This window comes from Sphingomonas sp. AC449 (assembly GCF_979253475.1).
Genome location: NZ_CEEDCZ010000003.1, coordinates 280,351 through 302,820, shown reverse-complemented (window position 1 = coordinate 302,820; position 22,470 = coordinate 280,351). Strand labels below are relative to the sequence as shown.

Below are 22,470 nucleotides of genomic sequence, written 5' to 3'. Positions count from 1 at the left end.
CGGTCGCGTCGATCGCGCTCGTCGCACCGGTGCCGCTGTCGGCACAGGCTGCCGCCAAGGCCGAAGCGCACGCGCCGCCCTCGATCGATCTCGTCAACCCGCTGATGGGCACCGACTCCGACTATACGCTCTCGTACGGCAACACCTATCCCGCGGTCGCGGTGCCATGGGGGATGAACTTCTGGACCCCGGTGACGGGGAAGCCCGGCAGCGGCTGGGGCTACACCTATGACGGCAACAAGATCAACGGCATCAAGCAGACGCACCAGCCCAGCCCGTGGATGAACGATTATGCCGCGTTCGCGCTGATGGCGACGACCGGCGCGCTCAAGGTCAAGGCGGACGAACGCGCCTCCTGGTACAGCCACAAGGCGGAGGAAAGCCGGCCGTATAGCTACAAGGTCTATCTCGCCGATTACGACGTGACCGCGGAGGTCGCGCCGACCAACCGCGCCGCGCAGTTCCGCTTCACCTTCCCCGAAAGCGACGACGCGCACATCATCCTCGACGGCTATGCGGGCGGATCGATGGTGTCGGTCGACCCGGTCAAGCGGCGGATCACCGGCTATGTCCGCAACAATCATGGCGGCGTGCCGGGCAATTTCCACAATTATTTCGTCGCCGAATTCGACCACGCCTTCACGGTCAGCCGGACCTGGGACGATAATGGCCAGATCGCCGCGACGCCGGTGCGCGAGGGCGATCATGTCGGCGCGGTCGTCAGCTTCAAGACGCGCAAGGGCGAGCAGGTCGGCGTCAAGGTCGCGTCGTCGTTCATCAGCCTCGACCAGGCCGAGCGCAACCTGCGCGGCGAGATCGGCGGCGATGGCTTCGAGCAGACCAAGGCGAAGGCGAAGGCGGTCTGGCAGCGCGAGTTCGACCGGATCGAGGTGAGCGATCCCGACATCGACAACCGGCGCACTTTCTACTCCGCGCTGTACCGCATGCTGCAGTTCCCACGCATGTTCCACGAGGTCGATGCCAAGGGTCAGACGGTCCATTACAGTCCGTATGACGGCAAGGTGCATCCGGGCTTCCTCTATACCGACAACGGCTTCTGGGACACGTGGCGCGCGGTCTTCCCGTTCTTCGCGCTGATGTATCCCGAGCGCGACAGCGAGATCATGCAGGGGTTGGTCAACACCTACAAGGAATCCGGCTGGCTGCCCGAATGGGCGAGCCCCGGCCACCGCGACGTGATGATCGGGTCGAACTCGGCGAACCTGATCGCCGACGCGTATCTCAACGGCGTGCGCGGGTTCGACGTCGAGACCTTGTACGAGGCGATGGTCAAGAACGCGACCACGTCGCAAGGGCGGCCGGTCGACAAGAAGGGCAATGTCGTCGGCGCGGTCGGGCGCGAGGGCGTCGAATATTACAACCGGCTGGGCTATGTGCCCTATGACGTCGGCATCAACGAGAATGCCGCGCGCAGCCTCGAATATGCGACCGCCGACTTCTCGATCTCACGGCTGGCAAGCGCGCTCGGCAAGACCGAGGATGCGAAACTCTATGCCGCGCGGGCGCAGAATTACCGCAAGCTCTACGACACGCAGAGCGGGTGGATGCGCGGTCGCAACCAGGACGGCAGCTGGTCGACCCCCTTCAACCCGTATAAATGGGGCGACGCGTTCACCGAGGGCAATGCGCTCCACTATAGCTGGTCGGTGATGCAGGACGTGCAGGGGCTCGCCGACCTGATGGGCGGCAAGGACGCGTTCGTGAAGCGGCTCGATTCGGTCTTCACCACGCCGCCGATCTTCGACGACAGCTATTACGGGCAGACGATCCACGAGATCCGCGAGATGCAGATCGTCGACATGGGCCAATATGCGCACGGCAATCAGCCGATCCAGCACATGCCCTATCTCTATGACTGGGCGGGGGCGCCGTGGAAGACGCAATATCATGTCCGCGACGTGATGAAGAAGCTCTACGCAGCCACGCCCGACGGCTATCCGGGTGACGAGGATAACGGCCAGACCTCGGCCTGGTACGTGTTCTCCGCGCTCGGCTTCTATCCGGTCACGCCCGCGGTCGGCCAATATGCGATCGGCAGCCCGCTGTTCCGCACCGTCAAGCTGACGATGCCGGGCGGCAAGCCGCTGACGATCGAGGCGGCGAACAACGGCCCCGGCAATGTCTATATCCAGTCGGCGAGCTTCAACGGGACGCCGCACGACAAGCCGTGGCTGACGCGCGAGGCGCTGCAGAAGGGTGGTACGCTGCGCTTCGTGATGGGGTCGACGCCGAACCGCAAATGGGGTGCGGCAAGCAGCGCGGCGCCCTTCTCAATGAGCGCGCCGGTGGCCAAGCCATGAGCGGCGCGCGCTTCACCCCCCGCCGCCGCGACGTCATGACCGGCGCGGCGGCGCTTGCGCTGACGACCGTGCTGCCCGGCGGGGCGGTCGCCGCGCCGCTGGCGAGCAAGCGCCCGCCGCGTGGCGAGCGTCGCTTCGTCAGCGCGGCCGTCGAGGCGGAGATCACGCGCGTGAAGGCGAAGATCTCCGACCCCGAACTCGCCTGGCTGTTCGAGAATTGCTACCCCAACACGCTCGACACCACGGTCCGGCTCGGCACCGTCGATGGCAAGCCCGACGCGTTCGTCATCACCGGCGATATCGAGGCGCTGTGGCTGCGCGACAGCTCGGCGCAGATGCAGACCTATGTCCATCTCGCGCCCAAGGATGCGGGGCTGCGCCGCGTCTTTGTCGGGCTGATCGCTCGGCAGGCACGCTGCATCCTGATCGACCCGTACGCCAACGCGTTCATGGACGATCCGACCGCGAAATCGAACCTCGGCGCGCGCACCGACCAGACCGAGATGAAGCCGGGCGTCGCGGAGCGGAAATGGGAGATCGACTCGCTCTGTTACCCTATGCGGCTCGCGCACGGCTATTGGACCGCGACGCGCGACAAGACGCCGTTCGACGACCTGTGGGCGCAGGCGATGCGCCGCGCGGTCGCGACCTTCCGCGAACAGCAACGCAAGGACGGCAAGGGTCCGTATCACTTCCAGCGGCTGAACGTCTCGCCCACCGAGACGCTGATGTTCGAGGGATACGGCGCGCCGACGCGCAAGGTCGGGCTGATCCATTCGATGTTCCGCCCGTCGGACGATGCGTGCCTCTACCCCTTCCTGATCCCGTCCAACCTGTTCGCGGTCTCGGCGCTGCGCATGCTGGCGACGGTCCAGCGCGAGGCGCGCGGCGATACCGCGGGCGCGGCGGACAGCGAGGCGCTCGCGACCGAAGTCGAGGCGGCGCTGCGCGCGCATGGCCGGATGCCGGACGGGCAGGGCGGCGAGGTCTGGGCCTATGAGGTCGACGGCTTCGGCAATGCGATCTTCATGGACGACGCCAATGTGCCGAGCCTGTCGGGCCTGCCGCTGCTCGGCGCGGCGGACCGCGCCGACCCGCTGTTCCGCCGCACCGCCGCGCTCGCGTGGAGCGACCGCAACCCCTATTTCTTTGCGGGCAAGGCCGCGCAGGGGATCGGCGGGCCGCATATCGGCCTCGACATGATCTGGCCGATGTCGATCGTCACGCATGCGATGAACAGCGATGACGATGCCGTCATCAGCCAGTGCCTGACTTGGCTCAAGACGACGCATGGCGGGACTGGCTTCATGCACGAATCCTTCCACAAGGATGATCCGATGAAATTCACGCGCAGCTGGTTCGCCTGGGCCAACGGGCTGTTCGGCGAGCTGATCCTCGATCTCGAGCGCCGCAAGCCCGCCTTGCTCGCCGCGCGCTACTGACACGGACCCACGGGAGATACACATGACCACCGCCAACCGCCGCGAGGTGCTCGCCACCACCGGGCTTGCCGGCCTTGCGGGCGTGCTGCCCGTCGCCGCTGCCACCGCGCAGGGCCAGCGCCCGACCGCGGGCAAGCCCGATCTGTTCATCGGCACCGGCGGTCACGGCCACACCTATCCCGGGCCGTCGCTGCCGTTCGGGATGGTCCAGCTCGGCCCCGACACCGACAACAGCCGCTGGGACGCGTGCTCGGGCTATCACCAGGATGACGGCTCGATCATGGGGTTCAGCCACACGCATCTGTCGGGGACGGGGATCGGCGACATGCTCGACGTGCTCGTCGTGCCGACGCGCGGGCCGCTGAAGCTGAAACCCGGTGCGCTCGACAAGCCGCAGGACGGCTATCGCCAGCGCTTCTCCGATGAGCTGGCCGAGCCCGGCTATTACCGCGTGAAGCTCGAGTCGGGCGTGCTCGCCGAGCTGACCGTGACCGAGCGGACGGGGCATCACCGTTACACCTTCCCGCAGGGCGCGGGGCACATCCTGATCGACTTCGCGCACATGATCCTCGACGTCTGGGACAAGGGCGTGCTGGTCGACGAGGCGTCGCTGGCGCTGTCGCCCGACGGCATGCTGACCGGCAGCCGCCGCGTCCACCGCTGGGCGAAGGGCCGGCGGATCCATTTCGCGATGCAGCTGTCGCGTCGCCCCGACCGCGTCGAATTCTTCGGCGACGACGACAAACCGGCACCCGCGGGCGCGAAGGCGATCACCGGCAACCGGCTGAAGGTCGCGTTGTTCTTCGACCAGGCGGGCGGCGAACCGATCCTGATCAAGACGGGCATCTCCGCGGTCGACGTCGCGGGCGCCAAGGCCGCGCTGGCGGGCGAGGCGCCGGGCTGGCAGTTCGACAGCGTCCGGCGCGCGGCGGCGCGGACCTGGCAGACGCAGCTCGACTGTATTCGCGTCGAGGGCGGCACGCCCGATCAGCGCACGATCATGGCGAGCGCGCTATACCACACGTTCCTGTCGCCGACGCTCTTCACCGACCGCGACGGCCGCTATGTCGGGCTCGACCGCCAGGTGCACACAGCGGCGGCGGGCGATCCCGCGTACAGCACCTATTCGCTGTGGGACACGTACCGCGCGCTCCACCCGCTGCTCAATCTGGTCCAGCCCGACAAGGCCGCGCAGTTCACGCGCGATCTGGTCCGCCAGACGATCCAGAGCCCGGCCGGCTCGCCGGTCTGGCCGCTCCAGGGTGTCGAGACCGCCTGCATGATCGGCTGGCATTCGGTGTCGGTGCTTGCCGAGGCGTGCGTGAAGGGCGTCAAGGCGGACTATGCCGCCGCCTGGCCGCAGATCCGCCGGCGCGCGTTCGACCGCAGCTTTCGCGATCTGGAGAGCACGCTCGGCCGCGGTTATTATTACGACCTCGGCTTCATCCCCGCCGACAAGGTGTGGGAGTCGGTCAGCCGGACGCAGGAATATGCGTATGACGACTGGGCGATTGCGGTGCTCGCGGACGCGGCGGGCGCCTCCGCCGATGCGCACGCGTTGCGCAAGCGCAGCCTCAACTACCGCAACGTCATCGATCCGAAGATCGGCTTCGCACGGCCGCGCTTTGCCGACGGGACATGGTGGGCGGACTATGATCCGATCCAGCTCGGCCACAACCCCGACAAGCACCGCGATTATACCGAGGCGAATGGCTGGCAGGCGACGTTCCTCAACCAGCACGACATTTACGGGCTGATCGAGTTGTTCGGCGGCGATGCCGGGTTCGTGAAGAAGCTCGACGCGCTGTTCGTCGCGCCGTCGACCTTGCCCAAGAATGCGCCGCCCGACATTTCGGGGCTGGTCGGCCAATATGCGCATGGCAACGAACCCGACCAGCATGCCGCGTACATGTATGCCTATGCCGGTGCGCCGTGGAAGACGCAGGCGATGGTGCGGCGGCTGTGCACCGAGATGTACAAGGCGGATCCCGATGGCGTCATCGGCAACGACGATTGCGGGCAGACGAGCGCGTGGTTCATCTTCTCCGCGCTCGGCCTCTACCCGGTCGATCCGGTCAGCGCGGTCTATGTGTTCGGCTCGCCGCTGTTCGATGCCGCCGAGGTTGCGCTCGGCGGCGGGAAGACGCTCAGGATCACCGCGTCGGGCAATGGTCCGCAGGCGCCCTATGTCCAGTCGGTCTACTGGAACGGCAAGCCCTGGACGAAGAACTGGATCGCGCATGCGGATCTTGCGCGCGGTGGCGAGCTCGCCTTCGTGATGGGCCCCAAGCCGTCGAAGTTTGGCACGGCCAAGGCAGATCGCCCGCCGTCCTATGGCAGAACCGCCTGAGAACACACGGACAAGGGGTTGCCGGCTGATGCCGGGGCTGTCAGGTTTGACCAAGGAAGAGGATAAGGCATGACCGAGCGAAACGCAGGCATGACGCGCCGGAACTGGCTTGGCGGCGCGGCGGCAAGCGCGGGGTTGCTCGCGCTCCCCGGCACCGCTGTCGCTGCAGCTGCCGGCCGCACACGCCGGATCGCGCCGAGCGATCGCGTCAATGTCGCGGTGATCGGTGCGGGCGGCATGGGCTCGCAGAACATGGCCAAGCTCACCGGCCAGAACATCGTGGCACTCGCCGATGTCGATTTCGATCATGTCGCCAAGTCGATGGTCGATTCGAACGGTGCGCTGCGTGCGGATCGGCTCGCGCTCAAGACCGCCTATGACCGGGCGACGCGGTTCGCCGACTATCGGCGGATGCTCGACGCGCGCAAGGATATCGACGCGGTCGTGATCGCCACGCCCGACCATCACCACGCGTTCGCGGCGAAGATGGCGATGGAGCGCGGTCTGCACGTCTATGTCCAGAAACCGCTGACCTACAGCGTGCGCGAGGGGCGGACGCTGCTCGATCTCGCGCGGCGCAACCCGAAGCTGGTGACGCAGATGGGCAACCAGGGGCATTCGGGCGATGACGGGCGTCGCGTCGTCGAGCTGATCCGTGGCGGTGCGATCGGCCGCGTGCGCGACGTCCATGTCTGGACCAACCGCCCCGTCTGGCCGCAGGGCGAGGCGCGCCCCGCGCCCGTCGCCAAACCCGCCAGCCTCGACTGGGACCTGTGGCTCGGACCCGCGGCGGTCGATTGGGGCTATCACCCCGATTATGCCCATTTCAACTGGCGCGGCTGGGTGCCGTTCGGCGTCGGCGCGCTCGGCGACATGGGCGCACACCTCATCGACTTCCCGGTATGGGCGCTCGAGCCCGGTCTGCCGACGCGGATCGAGACGCGGCACAGCCGCTGGGGTGGCGATACCGACCTCTGGGACGGCAAGCCGCCCGTCGAACTCGGCAGCTATCCGCTCGCGTCGATGACCACCTACCGGTTCGGCAACGCGAAGGGCGGGCCGGTGACGATGACCTGGTATGACGGCGGGATGATGCCGCCGACGCCCGATACGATGCCGGTCGACGCGGTGATGAACCCTGAGGGCGGCGTGCTGTATGTCGGCGAGTCCGGAATGCTGATGCACGATACCTATGGCGAGAAACCCGTTTTGATCGGCGAGGGCGCGCAGGCGCGCGCCGCCGCGGTGCCAGTCTCGCTGCCGCGCATCCAGGGCGGACGCGACGGCCACGAGATGAACTGGATCCGCGCGATCCGGGGCGAGGAGGCGATCTCGTCGCCCTTCTCGGTTGCGGTTCCGCTCAACGAGACGATGGTCCTCGGCATGGTCGCGCTTCGCGCCGAACGCCCGATCGACTATGACGGACAGGCGGGCCGGGTCACCAATTTCGCCGATGCAAACCGGTTTCTCGACCGGGAATACAGGAAAGGATGGTCGTTATGACCGCTGTCACGTTGCTTTTCGCCGCCGCCGCACTCGCCACGCAGGCGACGCCGCCGTCGCAGGCGAAGCCCGCAGCCACCGGCCCGCGACCCGAGGATACCGAGGTCTGGCAGCCCGAACCGCCGGTCGTCGTCGCGCCGGCCTATGCGACGGTTGCACCGCCATCTGACGCGGTCGTGCTGTTCGACGGCACGTCGCTCGATCAGTGGACCAGCACCAAGGGCAACGGCCCCGCCCGCTGGACGGTCGGCGACGGCGTGCTGACGGTGCGCAAGGGTACTGGCAATATCCAGACCAAGCGCAGCTTCCGCAATTATCAACTTCATCTCGAATGGCGCGTCCCGGCCGGGATCACGGGCGAAGGCCAGGCGCGCGGGAACAGCGGCGTCTTCCTTGGCGCGACCGGCGAGGGCGATGGTGGCTATGAGCTGCAGATCATGGATAGCTACCGCAACAAGACCTATGTCAACGGACAGGCGGGTGCGATCTACAAGCAAATCGCACCGCTCGCCAATCCGACGCGCGCGCCGGGCGAATGGCAGACCTACGACATCGTCTGGACCGCGCCCGTCTTCGCCGCGGATGGCAGCGTGACCAGCCCCGCCTATGCGACCGTGATGATGAACGGCGTGCTCGTCCAGGACCATGTCGCGGTGAAGGGCGAGACCGTCTATATCGGCGCGCCGCGCTACACCCCGCACGGCGCGCTGCCGATCAAGCTTCAGGATCACGGCGATCCGAGCGCGCCGATCAGCTTCCGGTCGATCTGGCTCCGCGAGCTGAAATAACGCAGGCAGCGCGCGATCAGCGCGCGCTGCCCTGCAACGCCATCACCGCGGACCGCATCGCAACGATGCGGTCCTGTGCGAGCGGCGCGAGGTCGCCCCATGAAAAGGCCGACCGCTGTGTCGAGACTTCGCGCCACATCCGCGCGGCGACGCTGTCGAGATCCGCGGCGGTCGGCTCGCGTCCCGTTGCGATGCAGTCGACGAGCTGGTCGGGTACGAGCGGGCTTGCACTGAACATGGTAGTCACCTCCGATGTCGAGGGACGTCCTACGCGTGGTTCATTGCCGCCAGATGACAGCCGCGTGTCTCAACGCGGCGTCGTGCGCGGCGCGGCTGGACCCGTGCTGCCGCGGACTACGAGTTCGTGCGCCAGGACCACGCGGTCGGGGCGGTCGGTGTCGCCGTTGAGGATCGCGACGAGCATCTCGACCGCGCGCTGCCCGATCAGCCCCTTGGGTTGCGAGATCGTGGTCAGCGCAGGGTGGAAATAGAGCGCATGCGGCAGGTCGTCGAACCCGATCACCGACACGTCGCGCGGACAGTCGAGCCCCGCATCGCGGACCGCGGCGATCGCGCCCATCGCCATCTCGTCGCTGAAACAGAACAGCGCGGTGACGCCGCCTGCGATCATCGCGCGCGCCTGTTCGAACGCCGATGCGGCCGAATAATCGCCGATCCGCGTCTGTATCCGGTCGGCGACGCCGTGTGCCTCCGCAACGGCCATGGCCCCGGCGAGGCGGTCACGGCTGAGCGGGCTCGTGCTGGGGCCGGCCACGATGCCGATATCGCGGTGCCCCAGGTCGACCAGATGCTCGACCGCGTCACGGCCTGCTGCGGCATTGTCGATATGCACGCCCGGCACGCCGGTCTCGACATTATAGTCGCAGCCATTGACGATCGGTGCGGCACAGCCGGCGCGGTCGAGCACGCGCTGCAGCGGGTCGGGCAGGCGGTGACCGAGGAATATCAGTCCGTCGACCTCGCGCCGCGACAGCATCTCGGCATATTGGTCCTCGATGACGGGATCGTGCCGCGTATCGCCGACCACGACGCCGTACCCCGCATCGCGCGCGGCTTCTTCCGCGCCGCGAATCACGCTCGCAAAGAACGGGTTGGAAATGTCGGGGACCGTCAGCAGGATCTTCGCCGCGCGCAGCGTCCGCAGCGACCGGGCGGCGACGTTGGGTCTGTACCCCAGCGCCTCGACGACGCCGAGCACGTGGAGCCGCGTCTTCTCGGCGACCCGGTCGGGGTGGCTGAGCACGCGGGAAACCGTCGCGGTGGACACGCCCGCGCTCGTCGCGACCTGAATTATCGTCGTCATCGCAATCCCATGGAGCCCCGCGGAGAATATGTCGACGGCCCGAAAATGTAATCCTTTACACTTTTGCGGTCGCGCCATATTCTCGACCCCGAAGCAGCAAAAGCTGTATCGAACCAGAGAGGTGTGCATGGCACTGGCAAGCGCGGATATTCCAGCCTCGACACCACCGGTGTCGGACAAGCCGTCGTCGATATTGACGGCACGGATGAGCGTGCTGATGTTCATGCAGTTCTTCGTCTGGGGCGCGTGGAACGTCACGCTCGGGCTCGCGATGCAGACGCGCGGGCTCGGCGCGATGATCGGCAACGCCTTCTCGGTCGGGCCGATCGCCTCGATCGTCGGGTCGTTCCTGCTCGGCATGGCCGCAGCGCGCTATCTCAGCCCGCGGATGCTGATGGTGATCCTCCACCTCGTGGGCGGTGTGATCCTGTTCTTCCTGCCATCGCTGGTGACGCCCGAGACCGGCAGCACGTTCGTCTGGCTGCTGCTCGGCTACATGATCCTGTACATGCCGACCGTCGGCCTTGCGAACACGATCGCGCTCAAGAGCTTCGGCGACCGCGTCGACCGGTTCCCCTTCGTTCGCGCGTTCGGGACGCTCGGCTGGATCACCGCAGGGCTGATCATCGGCTGGGCCGGCCTGTCCGCCAGCCCGGAGATCTTCCGTGTCGCCGCGGTCGTCTCGATCGCGCTCGGCCTCTACAGTTTCACGCTCCCCAACGTCGCGGCCGACACGCCGCCCGAGCAGGGGCTGGTCAAGCAGATCCTCTGCGTCGACGCGTTCGGGCTCATGCGCCAGCGGTCGTTCCTCGTCTTCATCACCTGCGCGACGCTCATCTCGATCCCGCTTGCGATGTATTATGCCTATGCCTCGCCCTATGTCGGCGCGACGGGGATCGAGAATGTCGGCGGCACGCTGGCGATCGGGCAGATGTCCGAGCTCGCCTTCATGTTCGCGATGCCGTGGCTGTACCGCCGCTTCGGGGTCAAGCCGCTGCTGCTCGTCGGGATGATCGCCTGGGCCGCCCGCTATGCGCTGTTCGCGATCGGCGACGGCGGCGACATGCTCTGGGCTGTCTATCTGGGCGTCGCGCTGCACGGCGTGTGCTACGACTTCTTCTTCGTTGCCGGCGCGATCTATACCGGCACGATCGCCACGCCGAAGGGCGTCAACGCGCAGGCGCAGGGCATGCTGACCCTGTTCACCTACGGGGTCGGCATGCTGCTCGGGTCGCAGATCGGCGCGCTCCTGTACGCACAGCTGCCCGCTGCACCGACCGTCGCCGACTGGCACCAGATGTGGTGGTATCCGGCGATCGCCGCCGCGCTGATCGCACTGCTGTTCCAGCTGACGTTCCGTGACACCAGCCGCAAGGGAGCGATGGCATGACGGGAATGAAGGGCCCGGCGATCTTCCTCGCGCAGTTCCTCGGCGACACCGCGCCGTACGACACGCTCGACGGTCTTGCCCGCTGGGCGGGGGAGCTCGGCTATACCGGCGTGCAGATCCCGTGCGATCCACGTCTGATCGACCTTGCGCAGGCGGCCGAGAGCAAGGCCTATTGCGACGATCTACGCGGCCGGCTTGCCGAACACGGCGTCGAGCCGACCGAACTGTCGACGCATCTCCAGGGTCAGCTGGTCGCGGTGCATCCCGCGTACGACACGCTGTTCGACGGGTTCGCCCCCGAGCATGTCCGCGGTAAGCCCGCCGAGCGTCAGCGCTGGGCGGTCGAGCAGCTGATGCTCGCCGCACGCGCCAGCGCCAATCTCGGGCTCACAGCGCACGCCACCTTCTCGGGCGCGCTTGCCTGGCCCTATGTCTATCCCTGGCCACAGCGTCCGGCCGGATTGATCGAGGAAGCGTTTGCCGAACTCGCGCGCCGCTGGACACCGATCCTCGATGCGTTCGATGCCGCCGGCGTCGATTGCGCGTTCGAGATCCATCCCGGCGAGGACATCCACGACGGCGCCAGCTGGGAGCGGTTCCTCGATGCGGTGAACCATCACCGGCGGGCGCGGATGCTGTTCGATCCGTCGCACTTCGTCCTGCAACAGCTCGATTATCTCGACTTCATCGATCGCTATCACGACCGCATCGCGTGCTTCCACGTCAAGGATGCCGAGTTCAACCCGACCGGCCGATCGGGTGTCTATGGCGGGTATGAGCCCTGGGTTGACCGTGCGGGCCGGTTCCGGTCGCTCGGCGACGGGCAGGTCGACTTCGGCGCGATCTTCAGCAAGCTGGCGCAATATGACTATGCGGGCTGGGCGGTTCTCGAATGGGAATGCGCGATCAAGCGCAGCGAAGACGGCGCGCGGGAGGGCGCACCGTTCATCCGCGACCACATGATCCGCCGCACCGAACGCGCGTTCGACGACTTCGCCGCGAGCAATGTCGACAAGCACGCGATCCGGTCGCTGTTGGGGCTCGATCGCCGGGACGACACGGCATGAGCGGCGTCCGGCTCAAGCTCGGCATGGTCGGCGGCGGCGAGGGTGCGTTCATTGGCGCGGTCCACCGCATGGCGGCGGCGATCGACGGCGACTGGCAGCTTGCAGCCGGCGCATTCAGCACCGATCCGGGCCGCAATACGCGGTCGGGCAACGCCCTCGGGCTCGACCCGGCGCGCGTCTATGCGTCGATCGACGCGCTGATCGCGGGCGAGCGGGCGCTCCCCGAGGGCGAACGGATCGACGCCGTCGCGATCGTCACACCCAACTTCCTTCACGCGCCGATGGCGATCGCCGCGCTCGAAGCGGGCTTCCACGTCCTGTGCGAAAAACCCATGGCGATGAGCGTCGCGGAGGCCGAGGCGATCGCCGCCGCGGTCGAGGCGAGCGGTCGCGAATTCGCGCTGGCCTTCACCTATTGCGGTTATCCGCTGATCGAGGAGGCACGCGCGCGCGTTGCGAACGGCGACCTCGGTAAGGTCCGGCTGGTCCAGGTCGAATATCTCCAGGGCTGGCTCAGCCAGCCGGTCGATACCGACGGCAACAAGCAGGCCGAGTGGCGCACCGATCCGGCGCGCGCCGGGATCGGCGGATGTCTCGGCGATATCGGCACGCACGCGTTCCAGCTTGCCGAGCATGTCTCGGGTCTGCGCACCGACTCGGTCTGTGCCGAGCTTACCACGCACGTCCCCGGGCGCCGCCTCGACGACGACGTCAGTGCGTTGCTGCGGTTCGACGGCGGGGCACGCGGCACGCTCAAGGTCACGCAGGTCGCAGCGGGCGAGGAGAACGGGCTCAGGCTCCGGATCCACGGCGAACGCGGCGGGCTCGAATGGGCGCAGATGGAGCCGAACACGCTGACGATGCGCTGGCTCGATCGCCCGATCGAGATCCTGCGCGCAGGAGGGCCGGGGTTGCAGCCCGCCACCGCGTCGATGTTCCGTACACCCGGGGGTCATCCCGAGGGGTATATCGAGGCTTTCGCAACGATTTATCGTGCGTTCGCTGCAACGATCCGTGGCTCCCAGGTCTGGTTTCCGGGTGTCGACGACGGGCTGCGGACGATGCGCTTCGTCGAAGCCGTCGTCGCCAATGCCGGCTCCGACGTCAAGTGGAGCCCGATCGACATCGTTTGATTGTGTAATATCGCCCGCCGGATCGTCTGTCCCGCACCGGGGCATGACCAGGCCGCGGGTATCAGGAGGTCTGGAATGAAGCTGTCCTTGGTCTTGGGTATCGGAACAACTGTCGCGGCGCTGGGTGCCGCGCTAACCCCGCTGGTCGCGCAGACCGCACCCGCGTCCCCCCCCGCCTTTGCCGCCTGCCGCGCGTGCCATACCGTCGACAAGGGCGGACGCAACGGCATCGGTCCGAACCTCCACGGCGTCGTCGGCCGCGCTGCCGCCTCGACACCGGGATTCGCCTATTCGCCCGCGCTCAAGGCGTCGAAGCTGACCTGGGATGCGGCGACGCTCGATTCCTATCTCGCCGCGCCTGCCAAAAAGGTGCCCGGCACACGGATGCCGATCAGCACGCCCGATGCCGGCAAGCGCGCGGCGATCATCGCCTATCTCAAGGGGGCGGGCGGTCGATGACCCGTCCGGTACCGGATCCTGCGCGAAGCCGGGCAGCGTGAGCATGTCGCGCCGGACCGTGATTGCGGGCGGCACGATGCTCGCGGGCGGTGCCGCGACGCTGGCGGGGCGCGCGATCGGCGCAAGCGTTTCGAACGCCGCGCGCTTTTCGCTTGGCTTTGCGCCGCACGAGGGCAGCTTTGCCAGCCGCGGCGGGCTGCTCGACCAGATCGCCTATGCCGCGGACCAGGGGTTTCGCGCATGGGAGGATAACGAGGCGGCGGCGCGTCCCGTCGCGCAACAGGTCGCGATGGCCAGCGCGCTGTCGAAGCGGGGGATGGCGATGGGCGTTTTCGTCGCCAGCATGCCCAAATGGTCGCAGTCGCGGCCGGTGTTGGGCGGCAAGGACGATGCCGAGCGCGAGGGGTTCCTCGCCGACCTGCGGGCCTCGATCGAGGTCGCCAAGCGGCTGAACGCGACGCACGCGACGGTCGTCACCGGGTTCCTCGATTCGCGGCTGCCGAACGACATCCAGACCGCGCGCGTGATCGACGTCATGCGCCGCGCCGCCGACATCGTCGCGCCGCACAAGCTGACGCTGGTCATGGAGCCGCTCAACACGCGGACCAATCACCCCGGCGTCTTCATGCAGACCATATCGCAGGGCTATGCGGTCGCTCGCGGCGTCAACTCGCCCTACGTCAAGGTGCTCGCGGACCTTTATCACGAGCAGATCCAGTCGGGGAACCTGATCCCGACGCTCGGCACCTGCTGGGACGAGGTCGGCTATATCCAGTTCGGCGACAATCCGGGACGCAACGAGCCCGGCACCGGCGAGATCAACTATGCGACGATCGTCCGCTGGCTGCGCGCCAAGCGCTATGGCGGGGTGATCGGCATGGAACACGGCAATTCTGTCGCCGGGCGGGCAGGGGAGGACCGGTTGGTCGCCGCCTATCGCACGATCGACACGGCTATCGAGGGAGAGGCAAAATGATCGATCGGAGAACCGCAATGGCGGGGATCGTGGGAATGTTCGGGGCGCAGCTGTTCGCGCCGATCGCGCGTGCGGCGGGGGTGGCGATGCCCCCCGGCGTACCCGTCATCAGCGAGGGTCCGCCAAGCGTCCAGGTGTTCACGCCCGTCCAGCGCGCGGTGATGACCGCGCTCAGCGACCGCGTCGTCCCGACCACCGACACGCCGGGCGCGATCGCCGCAGGCGTGCCCGCCTATATCGAGAAACTGCTTGCCGACTGGGGATTGCCCGGCGACCGCGTGCCGATCGTCGCCGGTCTCGACGCGATCGAGGCGCGCAGCCGCCAGGACTACAAGGTGTCCGCCGCCAAGGCGACGCCGGCACAGCAGGATGCGTTGCTGACACTCGCGATGAACGGCGCACTTCCGACCGCGACGACGGGCGGAAAGACGTTCTTCGAGGCGTTCCGACAGCTGGTTGTCACCGGCTATTACACGTCCGAGATCGGCATGACGCAGGAGCGCGAATATCTGCCGGTGCCGGGCGAATATAACGGCGCCTTCCCCTATTCTCAGGTCAACAAGGTGTACGCCGCATGATCATCACCCGTCGCAATCTGCTGGTCGGGACGGGGGGCGCGGCCGCGGTCGCCTGCCTCGATCTCCACGCCGCCCCCGCCGCCGCCGCGCAACTCGGCGCGATCGGTATCCAGCTCTATACCGTGCGCGAGATCTTCGCGAGCGACCCTGAGGGGACCCTCGAGCGGATCGCCAAGATCGGCTACCGCGAGATCGAGTTCGGCGGCGGCGGCTATGAGAAGATGGACCATGCGAAGCTCCGCCGGACGATGGACCGGCTCCAGCTCAAGGCACCGTCGGCGCATATCGGCTACGACCTGCTGCTCAAGGATTTCGACAAGAGCATCGCGATGGCCAAGACGCTCGGCGTGACCACCGTCGTCCTGCCGTATATGACCGACGAGCATCGTACCGAGGCCGGCTGGTCCGCGGCGCTGCCCAATATCGCCGCGATCGGTGCGAAGCTGAAGCAGAACAAGCTGGGCTTCGCCTATCACAACCATGATTTCGAGTTCACCGTCCGCCCCGGCGGCGTCAGCCTCTATGACCGGATGCTGCGCGCGATCCCGCCCTCGGTGATGAAGTGCGAACTCGACCTCTATTGGGCGGCGCATGCCGGCGAGGATCTGAGTGCGCTGATCAACCGGCTCTCGGCGCGGCTCTATTCCTATCATGTCAAGGACATGCGGAAGGATCGCAGCATGACCGCGGTCGGCCAGGGGACGATCGATTTCGCCTCGCTGTTCAAGCTGCGCGGCAGCGCGGGCGTCCGCCATTTCTACGTCGAGAATGACGAGGCGCCCGCGCCCTATCTCCCCGACATCACCACCAGCTTCCAGACGCTCCGCGCGCTGCGGTACTGACAAAAACATAATCCTGGAGAGGAAAGAACATGGCTTCGACCGACAGGTTCGACGCGATCGTCATCGGATCGGGCGTCAGCGGCGGGTTCGCCGCAAAGGAACTGACTGAAAAGGGCATGCGGGTCCTGATGCTGGACCGCGGCGTCATGGTCGAACATGGCGAGGGCTATCCCTATGACGGCAAGCCCGCCTACGAGGTGCCGGCGCGCAACCGCATGCCACCGGCAATCCGCGACAGCGATTATTTCATCGCCCAGCATGGCTATGTCGCACCCAGCAACCAGTTGTTCTACAACGACGACCGGCTGAACCCCTATGCGCATGACGAGGGCAGCAAATTCTACTGGATCCGTCCCGGCGCGGTCGGCGGGAAGTCGCTGATCTGGGGCCGCTGGTGCTTCCGCTGGAGCGCGGCCGATTTCGAGGCGAACAAGCGCGACGGGATCGATGGCGACTGGCCGATCCGCTATGACGACGTCGCGCCCTGGTACAGCTATGTCGAGAAATATATCGGCGTCTCGGGCTCGCGCGAGAACCTCGCCTATCTGCCCGACAGCGAGTTCCAGCCGCCGATCCCGATGAACGTCGCCGAGAAGTGGATCAAGCCGCGGCTCGAATCGACGTTCCCGGGTCGCAAGCTGATCAACACGCGGCTGTCGAACATGACCGAGGACAAGCCCGACCAGAACCGCACCAAATGCCAGTTCCGCAACCAGTGCGGCAATGGCTGTTCGTTCGGCGCGTATTTCTCGACGCAGGCGGTGACGCTGCCCGCCGCGCGTGCGACGGGCCGCCTCACGCTGCGCTCCGACGCGGTCGTCACCAATCTCGAATATGACGCCACCCGCAAGAAGGTCACGGGTGTCCGCTTCATCGACGCCAAGACCGGCAAGGCCGAGGTCGTCAACGCCGGGCTCGTCTTCCTCTGCGCCTCGGCAATGGCGTCGACGCAGATCATGATGAACTCGCGCGCACCGGGCACGGGCCGCAGCTATTTCGATACCAGCGGGACGCTTGGCCGCTACGTCATGGACCATATTTTCCGCGTCAACATCTCGGGCGATATTCCCGGGATGGAGGAGTTCATCGAATATGGCCGCCGTCCGGGCGGGGTCTACATCCCCCGCTTCCGCAACATCGACCGCGACGACGGGGCAGGGTTCAAGCGCGGCTATGGCTATCAAGGTGGCGCACGGCGCGACCCCGCGGCCCCGGTCGGGTTCGGCGCATCGATGAAGCAGGGCATGCGCAAATATGACGGCTGGAAGTTCAGCATGGGCGCTTTCGGCGAATGCCTGCCCTATGAGGACAACCGCGTCTCGCTCCACGCGAGCAAGGTCGACCGGTTTGGCGTGCCGCTCCTCCGCTTCGACGTGCGGTTCCGCGACAACGAGCTGCGGATGATGGCGGATGCGCGCGTGCAGGGCGAAGCGATGCTCAAGGGCGCGGGCCTGACCAACGTCGTCAGCGAGGAAAAGGAGCATGTGCCCGGCGACGCGATCCATGAGATGGGCGGGGCACGCATGGGTGTCGATCCGCGCAAGTCGGTCCTGAACGGCTTCAGCCAGGCGCATGAGGCATCGAACCTCTACGTCACCGACGGCGCGCAGATGGCCTCGATTTCGTGCGTCAATCCGTCGCTGACCTTCATGGCGCTGACCGCACGTGCGGTCGATCATGCGGTGAAGCAGACGCGCACCGCCTGACGCGGGGATACAGCGTGATGGCGGGTCTGGTCGCCGCCATCACGCACCCTGAAACTCCCGACCCGCGTGCAACCGGTGATGCCCGCACGCGCCCGCGCTGTGTTTTCGGATCAGACATGGTACTCGCGCGCCGCGTGTCAGTGCGCGAACCGGAGACCGACGATCTTTCACCTCATCTTCACGCTGCCCTGCCTCGTGGTGATCGCACGCTGGCTGTGGCCGCTGTCGCTGCCGCTCGGGATCACGCTGCTCGTTGCGCTTCTCCTGCTGGCCGCCTCGCAATATCATCTCTGGAGTCGGCTATCGTCGGGGTCGGTGTTCGCACCCGAATTCCCGCGTGCGCTGGTCATCGCGTTCAACGTCGCGTTCGGGGCGATCATCCTGCTCGCGGTGCTGCAAATCCTGCTCGATATAGGCACGCTGGTGGCGATGGCGGTCCAGCGCGCGCCCGTCGCGGTGCCCGACGCGTGGCGCTATGCGATTGCGGTCCTGGCGGTGGTGCTCGCGGCGCTCGGCGTCGCCAATGCCGTCCGCGTTCCGCCGGTCAAGGATATCGACGTCGTCGTCCGCGACCTGCCGAAGCGCTATGACGGCTATCGCCTGCTGCAACTGACGGACCTCCATATCAGCCGGCTGTTTCCCGCGCGCTGGGCCAGCGCGGTCGTCGACCGCGCCAACGCGTCGGGTGTCGACCTGATCGTCGTGACCGGTGATTTCATCGACGGGTCGGTGGCGATGCGGGAGCGCGACGTCGCGCCGCTCGCCAGGCTGCGCGCGCCCGACGGCGTCTATGCGATTCCCGGCAACCACGAATATTTCTTCGATTACGCCGCGTGGATGCAGCATCTTTCGGGGCTCGGCATCCGGATGCTCCCCAACGCCAATAGGGTGCTTGAGCGGCAGGGGGAGCGGCTCGCGATCGTCGGCGTGACCGACCTCTCGGCGCCGGGGGCGGGGCAGGCGGGGCCCGACCTCGCGACCGCGATACGCGGCGTCCCCGCGGGCGTTCCCGTGGTCCTGCTCGATCACCAGCCGCGCAACGCCCGGTACGGCGCCGAGCGCGGTGTTGCCCTGCAACTCTCCGGGCATACGCATGGCGGGATGATCCGCGGGCTCGACCGTATCGTCGCGCGAGCGAACAATGGCTATGTCTCGGGGCGCTACCGGGTCGGCGACATGACGCTCTATGTCAGCAACGGCACCGGGCTCTGGCCGGGCTTTGCGCTGCGGCTCGGTACGCCGTCGGAAATGACTCGGATCACGCTGCGCAGGCCGGGGCACAGCCCGGGCTGACCGGCGTCGAGAGACGCCGCGAATGACGCCCCGGGTCGGCGCTTCGCGGCCAAAAGCCCGGCCTATTAACATCGCTCAATCGGATAGTTTTTGGTGCGGGATACAATCGGATGGCGTGTCGTTTCGCGTATCTAACGAAACGGGGTCCGCTTGTTTATTCTCCATCTGGCCCTTGGGGGCTGTCTCAAGGCGCCACCGATCGACTTTGGCATAACAGCTGATTCCGGCGGCCATCTGGCGTATGTGCTCGACGCCGCGACCCGACAATCGACCAGCACGGGCGTCACTGCGGTGTCGATCGTCACGCGGCTGTTCCGCGATCCCCACTTGCCCGCCGAGCACCGGATGCCGACCGAGCGGCTGAGCGATACGCTCACCATCGACCGGATCGAGACCGGGGATGACCGGTATCTCGAGAAGGAGGCGCTCGCCGCGGATCTTCCTGCCTTTACCGAGGCGTTCTGCCGCCACGTCGCCGGGCTCGCGGTCCGGCCGACGCTGATCCACGCGCATTTCGCCGATGCGGCCGCGGTCGCGCTCGAGGCGCGTCGCCGTTTCGGTATCCCCGTCGCCTACACGCCACACGCGCTCGCGATCGACAAGCGCGCGCAGGGGCTCGCCGCGAACGGGATCGAGGCGCGGATCGCCGCCGAACGCGCCGCGATCGCCGCGGTCGATGCACTGATCGTGTCGACGCACGACGAGGCCGATCGGCAGGTTCGCGCGTACGGCGTTCCCGTCGACGGCCGGATCCACTGCCTTCCGCCCGGCATCCCGCAGCGATCGACGACCGCGCCCGCAACCGGGCTCATCGACGATCTCGGCCAGTGGCTGGACCATCCCGAACGCCCGATCGTGCTCGCGATCGCGCGACCGGTCGCCAAGAAGAATCTTGCGGCGTTGATACGCGCCTACGCCGCCGACACCCGGCTGCACGAGCAGGCCAATCTCGTCATCCTTGCGGGCCAGCATGGCGGGCAATCGTCGCCCGAGGAGCGCGCGATCCTTGCCGAGCTGCACACGCTGGCGGCACAGCCGTTGCTTCGCGGTCGCGTCGCGCTTCCGCCGCGTCATCTCGCCGGCGACGTGACTGCGCTGTACGAACGCGCGGCGGCGGGTGGCGTCTTCGTCAACCCGGCGCTGCACGAACCTTTCGGGCTGACGCTCATCGAGGCGGCGGGGGCAGGCGTGCCCGTCGTTGCCACGCGCAACGGTGGTCCGGCCGAAATCGTGTCGCGGATCGGCCACGGCATTCTCGTCGACCCGCGCGACGAGACGGACATCGCCGCCGCGTGCCTGCGGATCATCGGTGATCCCGCCTGTCACGCGCGACTTCGAACTGCCGCGCTCGCGCGCCATGCGTTGTACGATTGGGCACGCTATGCCGCGGACTCGGTTGCGGTCTACCGCTCGATCTGCCGCCGTCCCGCGCTGCTCGCCTGCGACATCGATCACACGCTGACCGGATCGAGCGACGGCGCGGCCGCGTTTGCCGCGTGGCACCGTGATGCGGACATGCCGTTCGTCGTTGCGACCGGCCGCGCCTTCGCCGAGGCGCGCGCGATCCTCAAGAGCTGGGGCCTGCCCGAACCCGACGCCTTCATTGTCGATGTCGGCACGCGGATCATGCGGCGTGGCGCGGATGGCGGCTGGGGCAATTGCGCGGCGTACGCCGCGTTGCTCGACCGCGACTGGAACCGCGATGCCGTCGCGTCTGCGCTCGCGGGATTGCCGATCGAGCCGCAGCCCGTCGAGACGGACGGGCCGCACAAGCTCAGTTTCTTCGGTACCGCACGCGACGCCGAGACGATCCGGCAGACGCTTGCCCATGCGAAGCTCGGGGCGCGCGTGATCTTCTCGCACGGCCGGCTGATCGACGTCCTCGCGCCGCGCGGCGGGAAGGCGGCGGCGATCCAGGCCTATGCCGCCGGGCTTGGCCTGACGCTCGCCGACTGTATCGCCGCGGGCGACAGCGGCAACGACCGGGACATGCTCGAGCAATGCGGCTTTGCGATCGTCGTCGCGAATGCGGACGCGGAACTCGACGACCTGCCTGACCGCACGGGCCTTCACCGCGTCACGCGCCGGCATGCGGCGGGCGTGGTCGAGGGGCTCGAAGCGCTCGGGCTGGCATCGGCCCCGTCGCGGCAGGCGGCATGACCCGTCCGTTCGGTTATTTCGTCCATCACCAGGGGCGCGGGCATGCGGAGCGCTGCGCGGCGATCGCGCATGCATTGCCCGCCGAGCGGCCACTGACGATCTTCTGCGCCCGCGACGACATATTTCCGCCCTTGCCCGCACAGGCAAGGATCGTTCGCATCCCGTCGCTGTTCGAGGCGACCGGCGACGAGGCGACGACGATGGACTGGGTGCCGACCCCCGCGACGCTTCACTGCGCGCCGCTCGGCTGGCCAGGCATCCGTCAGGCGATGGCGACGATCAGCGGCTGGTTCGCCAGCGCCGATCCCGCGCTGATGATCTGCGACGTCTCAGCGGAGATCGCGCAGCTGTCGCGGATCTGCAGCGTCCCGCACGTCAAGATCCTGCAGCATGGCGACCGTGGCGATGCGGGCCACCGCGCCGCTTATGACGGTGCCGCGGGGCTGCTCGCGGCGTTCCACGCCGATCTCGCGCAGCCCGACTGGGACACCGGCATGCGCGCGCGGACCTGCTTCGCCGGCGGCCTCGGCGTCGACACGCATGTGCCCGACCGCGCAGAGGCGCGCGCGCGGATCGGCGTCGAAGCCGATGGCGAACTTGTTCTCGTGCTGTCGGGCGGCGGCGGTGGCGGCTTCGGTCAGGCTCCGCTCGGGATCGGCGCGCGCAGCCGACCGGCCAGCCGCTGGATCACGATCGGCCCGGTCGTACGCGACTGGCATGCGACCGAGCCGCGCAATATCGAGCATCGCGGCTGGGTCGACAATCCGGCGGATTACGTCGCCGCCGCCGACCTTGTCATCGCGTCGACGGGCAATACGACCTGCCAGCAGATCCTCGCTGCCGCGCGTCCGTGGCTGGCGATCCCCGAATGGCGGTACTTCGACGAGCAGCACCGCAAGGCCGATGCACTCGCCGCAGCAGGCGTCGCCTGCGTCCGCCCGCATCTGCCATCCTCGGCCGATGCCTGGGGTGACGCGATCGCCGAGGCTTTGGCGACGCACGCCCCCGACCGCCAGCGTCGCCTGATCGCCGACGCCCCCGCCGCCGACGCCGCACGCTGGCTCGAGACGCTTGCCGACCGGCTGTGGACCCCGCCCGACCAGCCCGCGCGAAACGCCGCCTGATCGCTGTTCGCCTA

General features: G+C 67.4%; 18 protein-coding genes. 16 read left to right on the top strand and 2 right to left on the bottom strand.

Annotated features, from left to right (window positions below; translation table 11 throughout):
- Positions 1-29 precede the first annotated feature (29 nt).
- From AC0CH3_RS07965 to AC0CH3_RS07945, 5 genes are all read left to right on the top strand, one after another.
- Positions 30-2,321, top strand: a complete 2,292-nt coding sequence (locus AC0CH3_RS07965; RefSeq protein ID WP_457325472.1) for a GH92 family glycosyl hydrolase — start codon at positions 30-32, stop codon at positions 2,319-2,321.
- Positions 2,318-3,763: a glycoside hydrolase family 125 protein gene (locus AC0CH3_RS07960; RefSeq protein WP_354300093.1), complete on the top strand. Its 1,446-nt coding sequence runs from the start codon at positions 2,318-2,320 to the stop codon at positions 3,761-3,763. The genes AC0CH3_RS07965 and AC0CH3_RS07960 overlap by 4 nt, the downstream gene beginning before the upstream one ends.
- Positions 3,764-3,785: 22 nt before the next feature.
- Complete coding sequence (locus tag AC0CH3_RS07955) at positions 3,786-6,113, top strand: GH92 family glycosyl hydrolase (protein WP_465237751.1); 2,328 nt, start codon at positions 3,786-3,788, stop codon at positions 6,111-6,113.
- A gap of 69 nt (positions 6,114-6,182) precedes the next feature.
- Positions 6,183-7,616, top strand: a complete 1,434-nt coding sequence (locus tag AC0CH3_RS07950) for a Gfo/Idh/MocA family protein (RefSeq protein WP_354300090.1) — start codon at positions 6,183-6,185, stop codon at positions 7,614-7,616.
- Positions 7,613-8,404 (top strand): 3-keto-disaccharide hydrolase, encoded by a 792-nt coding sequence (locus AC0CH3_RS07945; RefSeq protein WP_354300088.1) that lies wholly within the window; start codon positions 7,613-7,615, stop codon positions 8,402-8,404. Before AC0CH3_RS07950 ends, AC0CH3_RS07945 begins: the two co-directional genes overlap by 4 nt.
- A 16-nt stretch (positions 8,405-8,420) precedes the next feature.
- On the opposite strand, the gene AC0CH3_RS07940 is transcribed toward AC0CH3_RS07945, so the two are convergent.
- Together AC0CH3_RS07940 and AC0CH3_RS07935 are read right to left on the bottom strand one after the other, a co-directional pair.
- Positions 8,421-8,642 (bottom strand): hypothetical protein, encoded by a 222-nt coding sequence (locus AC0CH3_RS07940; RefSeq protein ID WP_354300086.1) that lies wholly within the window; start codon positions 8,640-8,642, stop codon positions 8,421-8,423.
- 69 nt (positions 8,643-8,711) lie between these two features.
- Complete coding sequence (locus AC0CH3_RS07935; RefSeq protein ID WP_354300085.1) at positions 8,712-9,728, bottom strand: LacI family DNA-binding transcriptional regulator; 1,017 nt, start codon at positions 9,726-9,728, stop codon at positions 8,712-8,714.
- Between the two features lie 127 nt (positions 9,729-9,855).
- On the opposite strand from AC0CH3_RS07935, the gene AC0CH3_RS07930 reads away from it, so the two are divergent.
- The 11 genes from AC0CH3_RS07930 (at position 9,856) to AC0CH3_RS07880 (ending at position 22,456) form a co-directional block, all read left to right on the top strand.
- Positions 9,856-11,118, top strand: coding sequence for an MFS transporter (locus AC0CH3_RS07930; RefSeq protein WP_082446158.1), 1,263 nt, complete (start codon positions 9,856-9,858; stop codon positions 11,116-11,118).
- A complete protein-coding gene (locus AC0CH3_RS07925) occupies positions 11,115-12,185 on the top strand; it encodes a sugar phosphate isomerase/epimerase family protein (RefSeq protein ID WP_354300083.1) in 1,071 nt (356 codons plus the stop codon). The genes AC0CH3_RS07930 and AC0CH3_RS07925 overlap by 4 nt, the downstream gene beginning before the upstream one ends.
- Positions 12,182-13,318 (top strand): Gfo/Idh/MocA family protein, encoded by a 1,137-nt coding sequence (locus AC0CH3_RS07920; protein ID WP_354300081.1) that lies wholly within the window; start codon positions 12,182-12,184, stop codon positions 13,316-13,318. Before AC0CH3_RS07925 ends, AC0CH3_RS07920 begins: the two co-directional genes overlap by 4 nt.
- A gap of 75 nt (positions 13,319-13,393) precedes the next feature.
- On the top strand, positions 13,394-13,777 hold the full coding sequence (locus tag AC0CH3_RS07915) for a c-type cytochrome (protein WP_056023483.1): 384 nt from the start codon (positions 13,394-13,396) through the stop codon (positions 13,775-13,777).
- Between the two features lie 43 nt (positions 13,778-13,820).
- Entirely contained in the window at positions 13,821-14,753 is a 933-nt protein-coding gene (locus AC0CH3_RS07910) for a hydroxypyruvate isomerase family protein (RefSeq protein WP_354300079.1), read from the top strand.
- A complete protein-coding gene (locus AC0CH3_RS07905; protein WP_333993634.1) occupies positions 14,750-15,331 on the top strand; it encodes a gluconate 2-dehydrogenase subunit 3 family protein in 582 nt (193 codons plus the stop codon). The genes AC0CH3_RS07910 and AC0CH3_RS07905 overlap by 4 nt, the downstream gene beginning before the upstream one ends.
- On the top strand, positions 15,328-16,173 hold the full coding sequence (locus tag AC0CH3_RS07900; protein WP_465237750.1) for a sugar phosphate isomerase/epimerase family protein: 846 nt from the start codon (positions 15,328-15,330) through the stop codon (positions 16,171-16,173). Before AC0CH3_RS07905 ends, AC0CH3_RS07900 begins: the two co-directional genes overlap by 4 nt.
- A gap of 29 nt (positions 16,174-16,202) precedes the next feature.
- Positions 16,203-17,879: a GMC oxidoreductase gene (locus AC0CH3_RS07895; protein WP_056023470.1), complete on the top strand. Its 1,677-nt coding sequence runs from the start codon at positions 16,203-16,205 to the stop codon at positions 17,877-17,879.
- A 78-nt stretch (positions 17,880-17,957) separates the two neighbouring features.
- Positions 17,958-19,172, top strand: a complete 1,215-nt coding sequence (locus AC0CH3_RS07890; protein ID WP_465237749.1) for a metallophosphoesterase — start codon at positions 17,958-17,960, stop codon at positions 19,170-19,172.
- A 150-nt stretch (positions 19,173-19,322) separates the two neighbouring features.
- Positions 19,323-21,332, top strand: coding sequence for an HAD family hydrolase (locus AC0CH3_RS07885; RefSeq protein WP_465237748.1), 2,010 nt, complete (start codon positions 19,323-19,325; stop codon positions 21,330-21,332).
- Positions 21,329-22,456, top strand: coding sequence for a glycosyltransferase (locus AC0CH3_RS07880; RefSeq protein ID WP_354300071.1), 1,128 nt, complete (start codon positions 21,329-21,331; stop codon positions 22,454-22,456). The genes AC0CH3_RS07885 and AC0CH3_RS07880 overlap by 4 nt, the downstream gene beginning before the upstream one ends.
- Positions 22,457-22,470 lie beyond the last annotated feature (14 nt).

Bases quoted from the DNA above. Each gene is read 5' to 3' on its own strand.
- AC0CH3_RS07960 (WP_354300093.1), top strand. From the start codon at position 2,318: ATGAGCGGCGCGCGCTTCACCCCCCGCCGCCGCGACGTCATGACCGGC.
- AC0CH3_RS07950 (WP_354300090.1), top strand. From the start codon at position 6,183: ATGACCGAGCGAAACGCAGGCATGACGCGCCGGAACTGGCTTGGCGGC.
- AC0CH3_RS07920 (WP_354300081.1), top strand. From the start codon at position 12,182: ATGAGCGGCGTCCGGCTCAAGCTCGGCATGGTCGGCGGCGGCGAGGGT.
- AC0CH3_RS07900 (WP_465237750.1), top strand. From the start codon at position 15,328: ATGATCATCACCCGTCGCAATCTGCTGGTCGGGACGGGGGGCGCGGCC.
- AC0CH3_RS07910 (WP_354300079.1), top strand. From the start codon at position 13,821: ATGTCGCGCCGGACCGTGATTGCGGGCGGCACGATGCTCGCGGGCGGT.
- AC0CH3_RS07895 (WP_056023470.1), top strand. From the start codon at position 16,203: ATGGCTTCGACCGACAGGTTCGACGCGATCGTCATCGGATCGGGCGTC.
- AC0CH3_RS07890 (WP_465237749.1), top strand. From the start codon at position 17,958: ATGCCCGCACGCGCCCGCGCTGTGTTTTCGGATCAGACATGGTACTCG.
- AC0CH3_RS07945 (WP_354300088.1), top strand. From the start codon at position 7,613: ATGACCGCTGTCACGTTGCTTTTCGCCGCCGCCGCACTCGCCACGCAG.
- AC0CH3_RS07935 (WP_354300085.1), bottom strand. From the start codon at position 9,728: ATGACGACGATAATTCAGGTCGCGACGAGCGCGGGCGTGTCCACCGCG.
- AC0CH3_RS07940 (WP_354300086.1), bottom strand. From the start codon at position 8,642: ATGTTCAGTGCAAGCCCGCTCGTACCCGACCAGCTCGTCGACTGCATC.
- AC0CH3_RS07955 (WP_465237751.1), top strand. From the start codon at position 3,786: ATGACCACCGCCAACCGCCGCGAGGTGCTCGCCACCACCGGGCTTGCC.
- AC0CH3_RS07880 (WP_354300071.1), top strand. From the start codon at position 21,329: ATGACCCGTCCGTTCGGTTATTTCGTCCATCACCAGGGGCGCGGGCAT.
- AC0CH3_RS07930 (WP_082446158.1), top strand. From the start codon at position 9,856: ATGGCACTGGCAAGCGCGGATATTCCAGCCTCGACACCACCGGTGTCG.
- AC0CH3_RS07925 (WP_354300083.1), top strand. From the start codon at position 11,115: ATGACGGGAATGAAGGGCCCGGCGATCTTCCTCGCGCAGTTCCTCGGC.
- AC0CH3_RS07905 (WP_333993634.1), top strand. From the start codon at position 14,750: ATGATCGATCGGAGAACCGCAATGGCGGGGATCGTGGGAATGTTCGGG.
- AC0CH3_RS07915 (WP_056023483.1), top strand. From the start codon at position 13,394: ATGAAGCTGTCCTTGGTCTTGGGTATCGGAACAACTGTCGCGGCGCTG.